Annotated in this window: 9 protein-coding genes; all 9 read left to right on the top strand. The window is 59.2% G+C overall.

From position 1 onward, the window contains the following. The first annotated feature begins 9 nt into the window (after positions 1-9). The 9 genes from V9G17_12080 to V9G17_12040 all read left to right on the top strand — a co-directional run bounded on the left by V9G17_12080 (position 10) and on the right by V9G17_12040 (position 16,411). Positions 10-1,326, top strand: a complete 1,317-nt coding sequence (locus V9G17_12080; protein MEI2753330.1) for an outer membrane protein transport protein — start codon at positions 10-12, stop codon at positions 1,324-1,326. Positions 1,327-2,021: 695 nt separating this feature from the next. Then, positions 2,022-2,156, top strand: coding sequence for a hypothetical protein (locus tag V9G17_12075; GenBank protein ID MEI2753329.1), 135 nt, complete (start codon positions 2,022-2,024; stop codon positions 2,154-2,156). A gap of 92 nt (positions 2,157-2,248) precedes the next feature. Beyond that, positions 2,249-2,530, top strand: a complete 282-nt coding sequence (locus V9G17_12070; protein ID MEI2753328.1) for a hypothetical protein — start codon at positions 2,249-2,251, stop codon at positions 2,528-2,530. A gap of 214 nt (positions 2,531-2,744) precedes the next feature. After that, on the top strand, positions 2,745-4,838 hold the full coding sequence (locus V9G17_12065; GenBank protein ID MEI2753327.1) for a TonB-dependent receptor: 2,094 nt from the start codon (positions 2,745-2,747) through the stop codon (positions 4,836-4,838). A gap of 10 nt (positions 4,839-4,848) precedes the next feature. Next, entirely contained in the window at positions 4,849-6,909 is a 2,061-nt protein-coding gene (locus V9G17_12060; GenBank protein ID MEI2753326.1) for a TonB-dependent receptor, read from the top strand. Positions 6,910-6,977: 68 nt separating this feature from the next. Beyond that, on the top strand, positions 6,978-10,100 hold the full coding sequence (locus V9G17_12055) for a PAS domain S-box protein (protein ID MEI2753325.1): 3,123 nt from the start codon (positions 6,978-6,980) through the stop codon (positions 10,098-10,100). Between the two features lie 51 nt (positions 10,101-10,151). Then, complete coding sequence (locus V9G17_12050) at positions 10,152-11,120, top strand: ABC transporter substrate-binding protein (GenBank protein MEI2753324.1); 969 nt, start codon at positions 10,152-10,154, stop codon at positions 11,118-11,120. Positions 11,121-11,134: 14 nt separating this feature from the next. After that, positions 11,135-13,420 (top strand): ATP-binding protein, encoded by a 2,286-nt coding sequence (locus tag V9G17_12045; protein MEI2753323.1) that lies wholly within the window; start codon positions 11,135-11,137, stop codon positions 13,418-13,420. Between the two features lie 255 nt (positions 13,421-13,675). Further along, complete coding sequence (locus V9G17_12040) at positions 13,676-16,411, top strand: PAS domain S-box protein (protein ID MEI2753322.1); 2,736 nt, start codon at positions 13,676-13,678, stop codon at positions 16,409-16,411. The last annotated feature ends 87 nt before the right edge of the window (positions 16,412-16,498 follow it).

The raw sequence follows: 16,498 nt of genomic DNA, 5'->3' as shown, positions 1-16,498 counted from the left end.
ATCGTCTGGATGACGCCTATTGCACAGGCCCAAACCCCTCGACTGCAAGGGCAATCCGCTGCTGCCGCTGCGATGGGAAACGCCTTTGTCGCGCAAGCCGATGACCCGTCCGCGCTTCATTACAACCCTGCGGGCATGACACAGCTGCATGGATTCCAAACGCTGTTCGGCACCACGCTCATCGGCGGGACCACCCAATTCACCAGCCCAACCGGTGCGCAGACAACCGGAGACCGCAACGGGAGCCTGGCCTGGCCTCCTCCCGGCCACGTATACCTGGTCGCGAATCTCAAGGACCTCGGGCTGTCGGCACTCGGGAACTTCACTGCCGGAATCGGGATGAACAATCCGTTCGGTTCATTGACCAGATACCCGAACGATGGGCCGTTTCGCACCGCCGTGACCTTCACTACGTTGCCGTTGCTCGATATCAAACCCACCATCGCCTACAAGCTGAACGATCAGCTCTCCTTCGGATTGGGCGCGGATATTTACACGTTTTCCGGGCTCTTCGGAGAAGGCCATCTCGAACAGAAATCCGTCTGGCCAGGCGGACTGGGCATCCCGGCCGGCGCCTTGATGGAGATCAATGGCAGCGACACCACGGCGGGGTTTAACGTCAGCCTCCTGTACACCCCCTTCCGCAACAGCGACGGAAAACCACTCGTCAACATCGGCATGGTCTACCGCAGCCAAGCCACCTTCCATCTCACCGGCAACTTTCTCGCCAACGGCACCTCAGTCGCCGGCGCCGCCGCCACCTTCGTTCTGCCGCAGGTCTTCTCCGGCGGCATCGCCATCTGGCCGGTTCGTACATCCGAGCGCGAGTGGAAGCTGGAATTCGATGTGGACTATACCGGGTGGAAATCCAACCGGAACCTCGATGTCCACTTAACGAACGGCGGCCTGTTGCCGTTTCCGCAAAATTGGCAGAGTACCTATACCGTCATGATCGGAACCGAATACCGATGGTTGCGTGTGGCCTCGATGCCCGATTGGGACATTGCCTTGCGTGCCGGCTACATGAACCAACAGGCACAAATACCCGACCGCACCTTTAATCCGGGAGTCCCTTCAGCCAACACCCATATCCCCTCGGTGGGCATCGGGCTAGCCTGCCATGAAAATGGTTCTTTCCTTGGACTGGTGCGTTGCAGCGAACTGGGCATCGGCCCGTTGAAGCCGAAATTGTTCGCCATTGATCTCGCGTACCAAGCGGGGCTGTATGAAGTCCGAACCATTACCGGCAACCAGAATACAACCGTCAACGGCCGATACGACAGCATCGTTCATGTCGGCTCACTGTCGTTGCGCTTCAACTACTGACCCGACTCGTTCCGCACAACGCGGCACTCCCAGTGGTTGCATGGCCATGACGCCGACGGCACGGCGGTTGCTTCTCCCACGGTGAATGTCGGCGTGGTATCGAGCCGATTTCCTGCGGCCGGCAAGAGTATCGCCGTCTGCAAAACACGGCCTCCTGGATCATGCCCATCCAGCGTTGGTTGAATCGCCTCCTTCCACACGCGACCGGCCGCGTCTTCGCTATCAAGGAAGACGCGGCACCTATTCGCCCTACCTTCGACTATGTCTTTCTCGCTGCCTCCTAGTCCGGGACTACTATGGTCGGCGCTGATCGGAGGGCAATCGTAGGAGACCGACTGGTATCGGATTAGATACGGCGGAGAATCCAATTCGATACATCCTGTTGCCGTTCCTGCCCAACCGGGATGCTGCCTCATCGACGTGGCGGCCTAGACCGAATTATGCTCAGCCCTTTGGTCAGGTCTCCGATGCCATCAAACAACCGCTCACACGCACTTCCCGGCCATCATTTCTCATGAAGCCATCTTCCATCCTACATGCCCCGTGCAGGAGAGATGCTTCAGAGGTCTGACTAACCCCCTTCACGACGTCCATCCACGTGAATGGCATGGCTGTTGCTGCATGACAGCCTCGGAACCAATACACGACCACATTGAATTCGGGCACGAGCTCTTCGGAACAGAAAGGAGCCTGACATGGAACTTGTCATGGGTGGTCTCCTGATTGGAGTCAGCGGCATACTGGCCCTCTTGATTGTCGCGGTATGGAAAGACGCCGATCCACAGCAGCCTGAAACGCATCCGTCTCAGCGGGGCACAGAGTTCCCCTAACCGCATTCTGCGCAACGAACGTGAGCATTGAGAGCGGCTCAAGGCAATACCACACACTCAGTACCAGTTCCCTCGCGCAAAGGAGTTGCACCATGAACCGGTTTGTCTATTTGCGATCACAGAAACGCCAACGCATGACCGTCAGTCTGCCGGCCGACCTGGTGGAGCGTATGCGCGATGCCGCCTATTGGACATCGGGCACCACAATGGCTGGTCTCATTTCTTCAGCGATGGAAGATCTCCTCAATAATCTTGAATCGCAAAACGGCCGACCGTTCTCACCACGGCTGCAGGACTTGAAACCGGGGCGTCCACGCGGACACAGGACCACTCAACCGCCTGTATCTGAGGAAATACAGTCTGTATCCAACTAGATACGCACCACAGACCCAGCACTTCTCCCTGGCCTTCGCACCGTGAGAAGGCTGTCTTAATCGCCCCAATCTTCGGGACATTCGCGCGTGATCGGCCGATACGTCCGACTGTTCACAAGTATGCCTTTTGCGTCTACCTCTTCCTAACCACAAAGTTCTCGTTTTGTCTCTCCGACCACATCCGACACCGCCGGTCAGGAACCCACGGGACGTCATGCGGCCTTCAGCAGAAAACCTCGACACCACCCGCCGACAGCCATCCTCTCCCTCTCAAGGCAACCGACAACTCATGGTCAGTCAAACCATCAACACTCACATGCGACGTGGTACCCTCCCCATCTGTGGTGGGATCTTGATCGTCTGTTGCGCCTTGGAGGCCCACGCTCAGCGCGCAGCCCCCTCGCCGGCTGTTTCGACAACCGGCGCGCCGATCAACGAGGAGCTGGAACTCCTGAAGGAGGAGGAAACCGTCAGCATCGCCACTCGCCATGAACAACCGATCTCCCAATCTCCTTCCAATGTGTATGTAATTACAGACGAAGACATCCGCCACTCGGGTGCGGCGGACATTCCCACCATCCTCCGGCGCGTGCCTGGGCTGGATGTCATGCAGGTCACCGGAGCGGACTTCAATGTGAGCGCGCGAGGCGACAACCAACTGTTCGCCAACAAGATCCTCGTCATGATCGACGGCCGCTCGATCTATATCGACGGCCAGGGCCTCGTGTTCTGGAAATCACTCCCGGTCACCCTCCCGGAGATTAAACGCATCGAGGTACTGAAAGGGCCTGCCTCTGTCGTCTACGGCTTGAATGCGTTCGACGGGGTGATCAACATCATCACGAAGTCCGCGCAGGAGATGAAAGGCACCACCTTGCAGTTCGGCGGCGGGGAACTCGGCACCATCTCCAGTGCCGCCGTCCAGGCGGGATCGGCTGGCAAACTCGACTACCGTCTCTCCCTCGGCCATGATCAGAATCAACAATGGCGCAACAACGACGCGCTGGCCTTCCGTTCGAACAAACTCAACGTGCAGACCCAGTACAACTTCTCCGGTGACGCCACCTTACGCGTCGCCGGCGGGGTGATCGATACCAATCGCTTCGACGGCCCCGTCTCGAACGTCCAAATTCCCCATTCGCAATTCAATCAGGCCTATACGGACGTCCATTACCAATATCGCAATTTCTCCGTGCGCGGGTGGTGGCAGGGGAACGACATTCCCGTCGACTCCTCGACACACCCGCTGCTGGCTCGGTTTGTCCGGCAGACCAACGCGACAGGCGGGCCGAACGTTTCGTTCACCACCAACACGTATAATGTCGAAGCGCAACACAGCCTCGACTTCGGGCCTACCAACCGGCTGAGCTACGGCATCAACTACCGCTACAACACCGTCGATGGAAGTGCGGTGTCTGAATTAGGACGCGAAGACCGATTCGGTATCCATCTTCAGGACGAGTGGAAGATCTCGCCCGCTCTGACCTTGGTAGCCGGTATTCGCTATGACCTGCATACCAGGATCAATGGGACCTGGAGCCCGCGCGTCGCCCTGGTGTACAACCTGACGCCCGACCAGACCGTCCGTTTCAGTGCATCGGTGGCCTACCGCCCGCCGACACTGTTCGAGTCCAATCTCGATCTGCGCATCCTGCCGACGGTGCCGCCGCTGTTTGCACCTATCCCGCTATTTGGATCACAGAGACTCAATCCCGAGCAGATCATTTCCTATGAAGCCGGCTATCAGGGCTGGTGGATGAAACATCGGCTCCGGACCAGACTCGACTTGTTCTTCAATCATCTCTCCGACTTGATCAACTTCCAAACCATCGGCACTACCCGCACGCTCATCAACGGCGGTGAGGCCGACATCTATGGCACCGAAGCGGGGCTGGAGTTCCTCGCCACCAGATGGCTCAGCGGGTTTGCGAATGTCTCTTACCAAAAGATCGGCCAGACCTTCACCGGCGTCTCCAGGCGCGGCGGCCCGGACTGGAAAGCGAACGTAGGCTTTCGTGGCGATTGGGACAGCGGGCTGAACGGAGAGATCGCGGTCCACTACATCGCCGGCGCCACGTACCCCTTGATCGAATTCTTCACCGCGCTGGCTCCGGTGCTTCCCATACCGACAAGTCCGACGATCGATAGTTACACCTTGCTGAACCTGCGCGGCGGGTACCGATTCTGGCACGACAAGGCCGAAGTGGCCGTCGCCGTCTTCAATGCGCTGAACGATCGTCACAAGGAACACCCTTTGGGCGACACGCTCGGCAACCGAGTGATGGGTTGGGTGACCCTTAGGTTTTGAATGTTGCGTCATGAAATCTGAACTGAACACATCGTGGTATCCGCTCTTGGCGGCGGGATTCACGCTCCTCCTCAGCAGCCTTGCGGCTGCCGAACCGGCGGCGGTGATCGCTCGTGAGTCGTTCCCGTTCGCCGCTAATGATGAATTGGCGCTCTTAAAAGAAGAAGAAACGGTCAGTATTGCGTCGCGTTATGAGCAGCCGATCTCACAGGCCCCGTCGAACGTTTACGTCATTACGGACGAGGATATCCGACAATCCGGTGCCATCGATTTGCCAACCGTCCTTCGCCGGGTTCCAGGGCTGGAAATCATGCAGACGGCAGGGGCCGACTTCAACGTGAGTGCCAGGGGTGGAAACCAGCCCTTCGCAAACAAGATGCTCGTCATGGTGGACGGACGGTCCATTTACCTCGACGTTCAAGGCACCGTGTTCTGGAAATCCATTCCGGTCACGCTCCCTGAAATTAAACGTATCGAAGTCCTCAAGGGACCTGCTTCAGCCGTGTATGGGTTTAATGCCTTCGACGGCGTGATCAATATCATCACCAAGTCGCCGGAGGAAATGAAGGGCACCACGCTGCAATTCGGGGCGGGCGAACTCGGCACGATCAGCAGCGCCGCCGTCCAGGCAGGCACCGTCGGTAAATTCGGCTATCGCCTCTCCATCGGCCGCGATCAGACCCAACAGTGGCGAGATCGAGAGGCTCTTGGCTTTCGATCGCACAAGTTCAACGTACAGACTGAGTACGCGTTGTCGTCGACTTCCAAACTGCAGGTATCAGGAGGGTTGGTCGACACGAATCGGCACGACGGACAGGTCGGCGAAGTCACGAGCAACTCCATTCGGCCATCGCTTGCGTACGCCAATGTCCTCTACGAACATGGGGCCTTTCTCGTTCGGGCCTGGTGGTCCGGCTATACGGACCACGCAACCATTAATCCCAACTCCCAATTGGTCAACCTGCTGAGCATTACCGACCGCAACGGACAATCGACCAATCCGTTCTCGGGAAACACCTACAACGTGGACGTGCAACATGCGGCCGACCTCTGGGCCACGAACCGATTGCTGTACGGGATCAATTATCGCCACAACTCGCTGTCAAGCAGCGCTATCGCTCAATTCAGCCGAGAAGACCGCCTGGGACTGTTCATTCAGGACGAATGGCGCGCCACCTCCGCAGTGACAATCGTCGCCGGCCTGCGTTATGACCTCCATTCCCAAATCAACGGAACCTGGAGCCCGCGGGTGGCGCTCCTGTATCAACCGGTCGAGGGCCACACCTTTCATCTCTCCGGATCGACCGCCTATCGGCCGCCGACCCTGTTTGAATCCTATCAAGACCAGCGTGTGACCACCTCGATTCCAACCGGGGTGCCGTTTCCACCCTCAATCTCGTCGACGGTGCCGGTCACCGGCTCGACCCGGCTCACGCCGGAACAGATCATTTCCTATGAGGCCGGATACCAGGGCTGGTACTGGAAACACCGGTTACGAGTGCGCGCGGACCTGTTCTTCAACCATGTCTCCGATTTGATCGGCAGCCGGATCATCGCCGGCGGGGCCTCAGAGTTTGTCAACGACCAAGGTGCTGCCGACATTTACGGCGGTGAGGCCGGCATTGAATTCCTCGCCAGCCGCTGGCTCAGTGGATTTGCCAACTATGCCTACGAGGAAATCGGCCAGTCATTCAGCGGCACAGTCAAACGAGGCGCCCCGCGATCAAAAGTCAGCGCAGGCCTGAGGACCGAGTGGGAAAACGGCCTCAGTGGGGAGATCGGTTACTACTATGTCGGGGCAACAACCTATCCGCTCGCACAGACCTTTACGCTCCTGGCCAATATCCCCGCCACCGGGGTAACGGTCCCATCTGACCGCATCGGCAGTTACAACCTGCTCAATCTCCGTGTTGGGTATCGGTTTTGGCAACAAAAGGCCGCCGCCGGCTACATGCGTGAGGCGGAAGTGGCCTTCTCGATCTTTAATGCACTGAACGACAGACATCGGGAACATCCGCTCGGCGACCGGATCGGCAGCCGGTCGATGGGATGGATCACCGTGCGGTTTTAACGGAGTCATCGGAATGCTCAGCGCCAGGTTTCAGATCGGGAACACTCCGGAGTGACAGCGAGGCCGTTATGACTACCATGACACCCGGCCATTCGATCCTCGTCGTGGACGACGATCCCGATATCGCCCTCGGACTACAGGACTTACTCGACCACGACGGCTACCACGTAAACGTCGCCGGCACCTGCGCGGAAGCACTCACACAAACACGGGACCACGAGTACAATGCCGTTCTGCTGGACTTGGGATTGCCCGACGGAGACGGCTCGTCCGTCCTACGGACGTTGCAGGAAATGCAGCCCCAATTACCGGTGATCATCCTCACGGCCTACACCAGTGCCGATCACACCGTCGGCTCACTAACCCAAGGCGCCTTCGCCTGCCTCACCAAACCCTACAATCGGGATGAGCTGCGAGCGGTCCTTCGCCGGGCCGTCGGGGTCCAGGCGCTCGCCGCGAAAGCCGAACAAGCCGAACAGGCGCTGAGCGAGAGCGAGGCGCGATTCCGTTCACTGGTCGAAGCCGCCACCGATGCCATCGTCTTGGCGGATCACAAGGGCCGGATTCTCTCCTGGAACCAGGCCGCCGCCCGTCTGTTCGGCTATGCCAACGACGAAATCCAAGGCCACCCCCTGACCATGCTGATGCCGCAGCGTTATCGCGCCGCGCATGAGCGCGGCCTCGCCCGCGTCCAGGAAACCGGGCAGTCCAGGCTCATCGGTCGTCTCGTCGAACTTGAGGGATTGCGGAAGGACGGCAGTGAGTTCCCGATTGAGCTCTCGTTGGCCATGTGGACGGCCGATACTGCGGTGTTTTTCAGCGGCATCATTCGTGATATCACCCAACGACGCAAGGCAGAAGAAATTCTCGACCGCCTCCGCCGTCTCCACGAAGTCATCCTCACGCAAGCGGGCGAAGGGATTTACGGACTCGATCACAACGGTCAGGCCACATTCGTCAATGCCACCGCCGCCCAATTGCTCGGGTATGACCCATCCGAACTCATCGAACAATCGATGCATGCGCGACTCCATCACTCACAGCCTGACGGGAGCCCCTCCCCAGCCGATCAATGCCCGATCTACGCCGCACTCCACGACGGGCAAGTCCATCGCGTCTCACGTGATGTTTTCTGGAGGAAAGACGGCACGAGTATGCCGGTGGAATATGTCAGTACCCCGATCACCGAGAAGGGACTCGTGGTAGGCGCCGTCGTCGTCTTCCGGGACATCACCGAGCGCCTGGAGGCCGAACACGCCGTCGAAGAAAGTCAGGAGCGATTCCGTCAGCTGGCGGAACACATCAGGGAAGTGTTCTGGATCACCGATCCAACCAAAAGCCAAGTGCTCTATATCAGCCCAGGGTACGAAGAGGTGTGGGGACACTCTTGCGACAGCCTCTACGAGAGGCCGAGTTCATGGATGGACGCCATCCATCCCGACGATCGGCTACGAGTCCGGGACGCGGCCATGAGCCGACAAATTTCTGGAGGCTACAGTGAGGAATATCGCATCCTTCGACCCGATGGATCGATGCGATGGATCTGGGATCGCGCATTCCCGATCCATGACGCGTCGGGAACGGTCTACCGCATCGCGGGCTTTGCGGAGGACGTGACGGATCGCAAACGGGTTGAAGCGGCGCTGATCGAAAGCGAACGTCGGTATCGAGTCCTGTTCGACGACAATCCGTCCATGTATTTCATGGTCGATGCCGCGGGCACCGTCCTGTCGGTCAATCGCTTCGGAGCCGAGCGCCTCGGGTATGACGTCCAGGAACTGCTCGGATTGTCCGTGCTGAATATCTTCCACCCGAGCGATCAGGACGACGTGCGCAGGAACCTCGACGCCTGCCTCTCCGAAATGGGCCGGCCCAGAGGGTGGGAGTACCGCAAAGTCCGGAAGGATGGCAGCGTCATCTGGGTGCGAGAAACCGCTCAGGCGGTGCTTAACGCCCAACAGGCCCCGGTGGTGCTGATCGTGTGCGAAGACATTACCGCCATGAAGGAGGCGGAGGTCGCCCTCCACGACAGTGAAGAGTTCAAGAACCAAATCCTGCGCAGCAGTGCGGATTGCATCAAAGTGTTGGATCTAGAAGGTCGGCTGCAATACATGAACGATGCGGGGAAAACGCTCTTACACATCAACGATCTCACCGGCTACCTGAATAAAGCCTGGACGGACCTGTGGGAAGGAGATGATCGGAATGCCGCCCTGGCCGCGCTCGAAGCGGCCAAAGCCGGCGAGATCGGCAAGTTTGTCGGCTTCTGTCCCACTACCAACGGAGTCCCGAAGTGGTGGGACGTACAGGTTACTCCCATGCTCGACACGCGGGGGCATTCACGACGCCTCTTGGCGATCTCTCGTGACATCACCGATTACAGACAGGTCCAGGATTCGCTTCGCGCCAGCGAGGAGCGGTTCAAATCCGTCGTTCGAGGATCGAACGACGGATTCTGGGACGGCCATGTGCTTCCCGGCCAACCCTGGCATTCGCCGCTCACCCCAGTATGGTGGTCACCGCGGGTGCGTGAGATGCTGGGATACAATGAAGTCGAGTTTCCCGATATTCTCGACAGTTGGGCATCTCGCCTCCACCCGGATGATCGCGAGGGTGTATTCCAGCGATTGGCAGCCTGCCTCAAAGAGGGGATCTCCCATTACGATGTCGAATACCGCTTACTCACCAAATCCGGGGAGTACCGGTGGTTTCACGCTCGAGCCGAAGTGCTGGAGCGGGATGCGAACGGCTGTGCGCTCCGCATGGCAGGCTCTCTGCAATGCATCACTGAACGTAAACAGGCGGAAGCGCAGATACGCCTCAGCGAGGAACGGTTGCGGATGGCGCTGCTGGAGTCAGACGTCGGCATCTGGGATTGGGATGTGCCGTCGGGCCACATCTATTGGTCTCCGGGTGTCGAAGCCTTACTCGGCCTGCCCTTGGGCTCCTTCCCCGGCACCTACGCCGCGTATATCGCCCTGATTTATGTGCTGGATCGTGGAACGGTCCTGAGCCAGATCGAACACAGTTTACGCGATCAGGACGCCGTCAACGTCCGACACCGTGTCGTGTGGCCGGACGGAACCCTGCACTGCTTAACCTGGACCGGACGAGTCCATCGGGGTGCCGACGGGGTCGCCACACGCGTGCTCGGTATCGTGCATCACATGAAGGGGCATACCGACGAGTAGGCTGGATTCGCCACGCTCACGAGACAGGCCGGCTCGATGAGGACGCAGACTGTGACTTTCGCATTCCTACATTCGACCTACATCACCCAGGCATCCGATCCGGTTCGGAAGACTCTGGGGCGGCTGGTCACCGTCATTGCCTGCCTACTCTTCTGGACCCATGTCGCTTCGGCAACTGACATCATCGTGCTCAAATCTTCCGACATCGCGGCATACAACCAAGCCATCACCGGGTTTAAAGCGACCCTTCCGAGCGGCATCGTCCTCTCCGAATACGATTTACAGGGTGATTTGGAGAAGGGGCGCAAACTGGCCCGCAAGATCCGCGCATCCGACCCCGCCCTGGTGTTTGCGGTGGGACTGAAAGCGGCGAAGGCCGCACAACTGGAGATCGTCGACATTCCAGTGGTCTATGCCATGGTGTTGGACCCGGCCAAGTACGGCTTCAACACCCCGAACATGACCGGCATTCTCATGGAAGTGCCGATGGAGCGACAACTGGCCGTCATACGAGCCCTCTTGCCTCGGCTCACACGCGTCGGCACGCTGTACGATCCGTCGAAGACCGCGTCGCTGATCGAGGAAGCCAAGCGCCTCCTCAAACCGCAGGGGTCGGAATTCGTTCCGATCCCAATCGACAGCGAACGAGATGTACCCGGCGCCTTGCGTAGCTTACTGCCGTCCATCGACGCGTTATGGCTCGTCCCCGATTCCTCGGTGCTCACCGACGAGTCGCTGCGCTTTATCTTGAATACGGCGTTGGAGGAACACGTCCCGGTCATCGGGTTCTCACGCGAGTTTGCCCGCAGCGGGGCGCTGCTCTGCCTCTCCGTCAATTACAGCGATATCGGACGACAAGCGGGGCAACTCACCCTCAGGATTTTAGACGGCCACGTCTCGTTGCCTGCGAAACCCTTGCCCCCGGACCGCATTGAACTGAGCCTGAATCGCAAGACGGCCAAATTCCTCGACATCGACATCCCCAGAGATCTGGAGGAGAAAGCCGACGAGTTGTACTGATGAAAGGATCCACCATGAGTGGCCCTACCCTGCCCCCCATCGCGCTGTCCCTCTTCTCGAACGGACCGGGTCGGTTTGTTAGCCTTCGTACCAAGTTCGTGCTGTTTTTCAGCTTGATCCTCATCCTGACCTCCTCGGGAATGGGCTGGTACTTTGTGCACAGCAAACGCATCGCCATGACCGAACGGGTGAAGGATCTCGGCACCATTCTCGTCAAGAATCTCGCCCACAACGTGCGCTACGGCATCATCATCGAGGATCGGGTGATTCTTGAACAGTTCATCGACGGCGTCATGGGCGTCGATGAAGTGGTCTATGCCATCATTACCGGCACGGACGGCCAAATCCTCGCCGCAAAAAGCAAAGGTACCCTCGAGAGCCCGTTTGGCACCGTACGATCCACGGCACAGCCGTTCTACCCGCACCCAGACCTTGCGAACTCGGTCCGCAAGGCACCGGACACGGAACCCACCGTCACGCGCCTCAGGCTCAGCAGCGCCGGGGCAATCCCGTTCCAAGAGAAAAGTTCAACCCTGCCGGTCTCGACATCCGGGGTTCCAGAAGAAACGTTCTACGACTTTGCCCTCCCGGTGATGAAGCGTTCGGAATTCCACTCTGAGGCCCTGGCGCTCCAAGCGGAGGAAACCCGAAAAGCCGGAAGCACGCGCCCGTCCTCACAAGCCTTCGGAATCGTTCAGATCGGCCTGACCGAAATGCCGATGCAACGCGAACTGACGACCGTGCTGTGGAATTTTCTTCTGCTCACGCTCGGCATCATCGCGACCGGTATTCTCTGCACGAATCTCCTCGCCCGCCGGATCATTACTCCCTTGCGAAACCTGGCGGCGGGCGCGCGCAAAGTCGGCGAAGGCGATCTCTCCACCTTTGTCGTGCCGACCACACAGGATGAAGTCGGCCAATTGACCGCACTCTTCAACCTTATGACCAAATCGCTTCAGGAACGGAACCAGGCCATCTCCACCAATCTCGAAACCATCCGGCGGCATGTGACGCAGCTCACGACATTGAGCCAATCCAGCGCCGCGATCACGTCCACTCTCGACCTTGATCGCCTTCTTTCGACCGTACTGCAACTCCTCAGTGAAAACCTGGGATTTTCCCGGATGGTCCTGTTCTTATGGGATAACGACCGTGGTGTGGCCACGGTCGGCCGCATGCTCGGCATGCCGCCTGAAGCGGAGGAAGCCGCTCGACGACTCGTCATCCCCGTGCGTGAGGACGGCGGTTTTGCGGCGGAACTGCTGATCCACGGCAAACCCGTACTCGTCCCGGACATCGAGTCCGTCGCCGACCGTATCTCCCCGGCCATCCTTCCCTGGCTGCGTGAGGTAGGACTGACGTCCTTCGTCGCCGCGCCGCTCCGCAGTCAGCAGCGAATTCTCGGCTACTTGGGTGCCAATCGCGGCACGCTGCCTTGCAGTCAGGAAGATCTCGACCTGCTGGTCACCATTGCCAGCCACGTGGCGGTCGCCGTAGACAATGCCCGCGCCTACACCGAACTGGCCACCTTGATGGAACACCTGGAGCGGCGCGTGGAGGAACGAACCCATGAATTACAGACGGTGAATGAGCGTCTTCAGGAACACGACCAACGGCGCTCGAAATTCGTGTCGGTCGCCTCGCATGAATTGCGCACCCCGATGACCTCCATTAAGGGGTTTGTCGAGAACATGCTGGATGGACTGACCGGGCCGCTCTCCGAACGACAAGAGCACTACCTGCAGCGCGTCAAACACAATGTCGATCGACTCACACGAATCATCAACCAACTGCTGGATTGGTCCCGTCTGGATGTCGGACGGATCGAGATCAAACCCGAATCCTTACAGATCGATGCCTTTGTCAGAGATGTGGTGGAGAGCTTCCAGACACTCGCGGCCGAAAAGGCCATCGTTCTGGAGGTCGTGCCTTGCGCGCAGCCACTGGCCGTACGAGCCGACCGTGACAAGCTGGAACAAATTCTTTGGAACCTTGTCGGCAACGCCATCAAATTTACGCCCACATCCGGGCGTGTTTCGGTGAGCTGCGGGATCCGCGATGCCGGTTTTGCGCAGATTACAGTAGCCGACACCGGATGTGGCATTGCGGCCAACGAGTTGGCTCACGTCTTTAACGAATTTTCAAAGGTTGAATCCACCATGCCCTCCTCACAAGGAGCCCAACTCGGCCTGTTCATCACCAAAAGTTTGGTGGCCCTGCATGGAGGACAGATGTGGGTGGACAGTCGGCTGGGTGTCGGCAGCCAGTTCTGCTTTACCTTGCCGCTTGAAGATGCGTAGGCAACGACATCGTCGCGGCCGACGCACCCAGCGAACGATTATATTTCCCTTCGTTGTATCTGATCGGATAATGCCCGCATTCATTTGCACTGGCCCATCTTCACGGCCAGGCTCGTGATTCATCGCCGCGTTCACACACCATCACAGAATCAATGGGTTCTCCCTTCGTGCCCGGCTCATTCAAGGCACAGGACCGGCATGAGTATTGCGCCTGGAACGAGATGGTCCGATCTCCCACCGGCTGGAGCACACAGCATGGGGACCGCCGTTCTCATCGTCGATGATGACCCGGATATCCGCGAGTCGCTCACAGACATGTTGAGCCACGAGGGGTATCTCGTCCACGGGGCCGTCTCCGGAACCGACGCGCTGCGGCAGGCCAAACAGATGCGATACGGAGCCGCGCTGCTCGACATTCAGCTGCCCGACCTGAACGGACTGTCGGTGCTGAAAGTGCTCATAGAGCTGGATGCCGCGCTTCCAGTGATTATTCTGACCGGCAATGCCACCCCCGAGAATACCATCGGCTCGCTGGCCAAAGGCGCCTTCGCGTACCTCACCAAGCCCTACAATTCTCAGGAACTCAAGGCCGTCCTACGCCGAGCCGTCTCGGTCAAAGGGTTGGCCGTTCGAGCTGAGCATGTGGAGCAAGCGCTGCATGCCAGCGAAGAACGCTTCCGGGCGTTGGTGGAGTCGGCGACCGATGCCATTGTGCTCGCCGACCAGAGCGGCCTCATCATCTGGTGGAACGGCGCCGCCGAGCGAATGTTCGGTCACACCAAAGAAGACGCGCTCGGCCGCCCGCTAACCATCGTCATGCCGGAGCGGTTTCGCGCCGCCCACGAGGCTGGCATCACGCGTCTCGCCCAAGGTGGAACCGCCACGACTATCGGGCGCACCATCGAAATGGTCGGCTTGACTAACACCGGAGACGAATTCCCGATTGAGCTTTCGTTGGCCTCCTGGCGTGCGAGCGAAGGGATGTTCTTCAGCGGCATCATCCGCAATATCACGCGGCGCAAACGTGCCGAAGAGTCGGTCGTCAGGTTGAGTCACCAAAATGCCTTGATCCTCGACAGTGCCGGAGAAGGCATCTTCGGGCTCGACCCGCAAGGATGCGCCACCTTCGTCAACGCCACCGCGGCGCGAATGCTCGGGTGGAGCGCGGCCGAACTGATCGGAAGACCGTTGGCGCCCCTCCTCTACCGGCTCGGCAACACCATTGCCGCCCACTCCTCGGACCCCTTCTGTCTTACGTCGTCGCTCCATGACGGGGCGATTCACCGCATCCAAAATGAGACTTTTGCCAGAAAAGACGGCTCGCTGTTTCCCGTCCAATACGTCACGAGCCCGATTCTTGAGCAGGACCGGCCGGTCGGCGCAGTCGTGGTCTTCCAGGACATCAGCGCCCGCAAACGGCAGGAAAACCTGCAGCAGGCACAACTCTCTGTCAGCCATATCCTCGCGCATGTCGGCACTGTCGAAGAGGCCATCCCGCAACTGCTCCAGGTCGTAGGCAACATGGGGCCGTGGGATATGGCGCTCTTGTGGCAATGCGAACGGATGGGAGAGACACTGACGTGCCAAGGAAGCTGGGTTCGCCCGTCACATCAATGGGGAGAGTTTCTCTCGGTCTGTCGCAACAGTGAGTTCCCGCCGGGAATGGACTTCCCCGGCATCGCCTGGGCCTCCAAACTCCCGCTCTGGATACCGGACGTCCTCACGGATTCCCGATTCACCCGCATACCGACCGCCGCTCGCCTGGGCATGCATGGGGCCTGCATCGTCCCCATCCGGACCGGTCACGTCATCCACGGCGTGTTCGAATTGTATGCCGGCACCGTACAGCCTGCCGACAGCCACCTGATCCACATCTTGACGGACACGGGCATGAAGATCGGACAATTCATCGATCGTACGCGGGCCGGAGAGGCGTTGCGCGCCACCCATGCCATGACTCAGAGCCTGCTAGCCAGCCTGCCCGGCGCCATTTTCCTCTGCGGACGGAGTCTGCGCGTTCAGTATGCGAATACCCTCGCCCATCAGTATTTTGCGCCTCCCGGAGAATCGCTGATCGGCCGCTCACTAGCCGACTGTCTTTCCCTCAGCGAGTCCACACTTCAGGATCTGGTGATGGAATGGACCGCGCACAGTGCAGACCCACCTCATCGGCTCTCTGAACGTGAGTGCGAGGTCGCCACACGGCTATATCGCTATCGATTCTTCCCGGTCACCACCCCAAACGCTCCGCAGTATCAGGTGGGCATCGTGTTGTGGGATATCACCGACGACAAACGACTCCAGGATGAGCTGATCCAGGCTGAAAAACTGTCGAGTCTGGGCACCATGGTGTCCGGGATGGCGCATGAGATCAACAATCCGGCCCAGGCCATCCTCAGCATGGCCGAGTTGATCCAGGATGAGAACGACCCCGATACGGTGAAACAATTTGCCGCCGATATTGTGGGATACGCCCGTCATGTGTCCAGCGTCGTACGGGACTTCGCCGGCTATGCCCGCGCGTCCGGCAGAGATGGCGAGACGGAAATCGATGTGGCGGAGCGGTTGCTCGAAGCGGTCAAGATGGTCCGGCGAGGGCCTCATTTCGGTCAAGTTGAAATTGCCACACAGTTCGACTCCCCCGTGTTTCTTCGCGCGCGCAGGGGAGAAATCGATCAGGTTTTTGTCAACTTGATCAGCAACGCCACCCAAGCGATGGAGGGGAGCGGCTGCTTGACCTTAGGCACCAGTCAGGACGAAAGATGGATTCAGGTGACCATTGCCGATACCGGCCCGGGTATTCCGGCATCCATTCGGGCGAGAATTTTCGATCCGTTCTTCACCACCAAAACGGCTGGAAAGGGGACGGGACTCGGACTCAGCATCGTGCACAAGATCGTGACCAAATACGCCGGCACCATCACGATGGACAACACCGAAGGAGGAGGCACCACCTTCCGGCTGCGGTTTCCGGCACTCACGCAGCCATAAGGCCCCCCAGACGGCACGATGCAACCACAGCCTTACGATGAACGGCACGCGAGGAGTCCGTCGGTACGCTGGCAGCAGAAACGGATG

Source organism: Nitrospira sp., assembly GCA_037045225.1.
Taxonomy (GTDB): Bacteria; Nitrospirota; Nitrospiria; order Nitrospirales; family Nitrospiraceae; genus Nitrospira_A.
The sequence above is the reverse complement of the archived record's forward strand: the minus strand, read 5'-3'. Positions and strand labels throughout refer to the sequence as shown.

Bases quoted from the DNA above. Each gene is read 5' to 3' on its own strand.
- V9G17_12070 (MEI2753328.1), top strand. From the start codon at position 2,249: ATGAACCGGTTTGTCTATTTGCGATCACAGAAACGCCAACGCATGACC.
- V9G17_12060 (MEI2753326.1), top strand. From the start codon at position 4,849: ATGAAATCTGAACTGAACACATCGTGGTATCCGCTCTTGGCGGCGGGA.
- V9G17_12065 (MEI2753327.1), top strand. From the start codon at position 2,745: ATGCGGCCTTCAGCAGAAAACCTCGACACCACCCGCCGACAGCCATCC.
- V9G17_12055 (MEI2753325.1), top strand. From the start codon at position 6,978: ATGACTACCATGACACCCGGCCATTCGATCCTCGTCGTGGACGACGAT.
- V9G17_12040 (MEI2753322.1), top strand. From the start codon at position 13,676: ATGGGGACCGCCGTTCTCATCGTCGATGATGACCCGGATATCCGCGAG.
- V9G17_12080 (MEI2753330.1), top strand. From the start codon at position 10: ATGACGCCTATTGCACAGGCCCAAACCCCTCGACTGCAAGGGCAATCC.
- V9G17_12045 (MEI2753323.1), top strand. From the start codon at position 11,135: ATGAGTGGCCCTACCCTGCCCCCCATCGCGCTGTCCCTCTTCTCGAAC.
- V9G17_12075 (MEI2753329.1), top strand. From the start codon at position 2,022: ATGGAACTTGTCATGGGTGGTCTCCTGATTGGAGTCAGCGGCATACTG.